The following is a 1,549-nucleotide window of genomic DNA, read 5'->3' as shown; positions in this document are numbered from 1 at the left end:
GGTGCAGACGGTGGGGGTGGTCTCGGACCACATGCCGGTATCGGAGACGATCACGACGTCGGCGGCCAGGCGCTCGGCGCGCTCCTCGACGAGGTCGCGGAAGTTCGGGGAGCCGGACTCCTCCTCGCCCTCGATCAGGAACTTGAGGTTCACGGCGGGGGCCGCGGCGCCGGTGGCGGCGAGGTGGGCGCGGACGCCGAGGGTGTGGAAGAAGACCTGGCCCTTGTCGTCGGCCGCGCCGCGCCCGTACATGCGGCCGTCGCGGATCACCGGCTCGAACGGCTCGGTGTGCCAGCCGTCCGCGAGGGCGGCGGGCTGAACGTCGTGGTGCCCGTAGACGAGGACGGTCGGCGCGGCCGGGTCCTCGCTGGGCCACTCGGCGAAGACGGCGGGGGCGCCCGGCGTCGGCCAGATCTCGGTGACCGGGAAGCCGGTCTCCTTGAGCTTCGCGGCGAGCCATTCCGCGCTGCGGCGCACGTCGTCCGCGTGCTCGGGCTGGGCCGAGACGGACGGGATGCGCAGCCACTCGGCGAGGTCGCCGAGGAAGGCCTCGCGGTGGGCGTCGATGTACGTGCGGACGGCGCTGTCCGGCAGGGTTTCGCTCATGGCCACGAGCCTATCCGTCCGCCTGAGGGTCACCGTGCGTGCCCGTTTTGCCTTGGAGGATCCGCTCAAGACCGGCCCGGCCGGGGAGGTCGCGGGGGCGGATCACGCGGCCGCTGCGGACGTGGAGGAAGGCGCCGGAGACCCGGTCGAGGGGGGTGCCGGTGGCTTCCGCCCAGGCGAGGCGGTACACGGCGAGCTGGAGGGGGTCGGCCTGGGTGGTGCGGCCGGTCTTCCAGTCGACCACCTCGTACGAGCCGTCGGGGTTCTTGTACACGGCGTCGATCCGGCCGCGGATCACCCGGCCGGCGAGGGTCAGCTGGACCGGGGCCTCCATCCGGTACGGGGTCCGCTCGGCGTACTCGCTGCGCTCGAAGGCGGCCTTGAGGGAGTCGAGGTCGGCCTCGTCGGCGACCTCCTGGTCGGAGCCGGGCAGCTCGGTGGCGGGGTCGAGGAGGTCGAGGAGCGGCAGGGGCAGCTCGTCGAAGCGGGACTCGACCCAGGCGTGGAAGCGGGTGCCCTGGCGTGCCGCGGGCTGCGGAGGCTTGGGCATGGGGCGGGCGAGATCGCGTACGAAGCCCTGCTCGTCGGCGGCGAGGCGCAGGAGCTGGCTCGCGGAGAGGGCGGAGGGCAACTCGACCTCGCGGACGGCTGCGCGGGCGCGGCGGAGCTCGCCCTCGAGGGCGTCGAGGTCGCGGTCCCAGGAGGCGATGGCGCGGGCCTCTTCGGGGGTCGCGGCCGCGCCCCCCGCGCCGCCGGGCCGGCGCGGCCCGGGCACCCGCGTCTCCCCGGCAGGGGGGTACGCGGCCTCCCCGGCCGGGGTCGCGGCTTCCCCGGACCAGAGGTCATCCGGCTCACCGGGGGCGGGTTCCCCGGCCCAGGGATCGGCGGGCTCGGCGGGGCCGGGCCGAAGGGGAGAGTCCCCCACCCCGCCCCTTCCCGAAAC

General features: G+C 75.3%; 2 protein-coding genes. Both read right to left on the bottom strand.

Annotated features, from left to right (window positions below; all coding sequences use genetic code 11):
- On the bottom strand, positions 1 to 606 hold a 606-nt coding region (locus ACFV0Q_RS41555), incomplete at its 3' end, for a M20/M25/M40 family metallo-hydrolase (RefSeq protein ID WP_385013302.1).
- Between the two features lie 10 nt (positions 607 to 616).
- On the bottom strand, positions 617 to 1,381 hold the full coding sequence (locus ACFV0Q_RS41550; protein ID WP_385013300.1) for a PD-(D/E)XK nuclease family protein: 765 nt from the start codon (positions 1,379 to 1,381) through the stop codon (positions 617 to 619).
- Between the last annotated feature and the right edge of the window lie 168 nt (positions 1,382 to 1,549).

Source organism: Streptomyces sp. NPDC059564, assembly GCF_042735575.1.
In the GTDB taxonomy this organism is placed as follows: Bacteria; Actinomycetota; Actinomycetes; order Streptomycetales; family Streptomycetaceae; genus Streptomyces.
The sequence above is the reverse complement of the archived record's forward strand: the minus strand, read 5'-3'. Positions and strand labels throughout refer to the sequence as shown.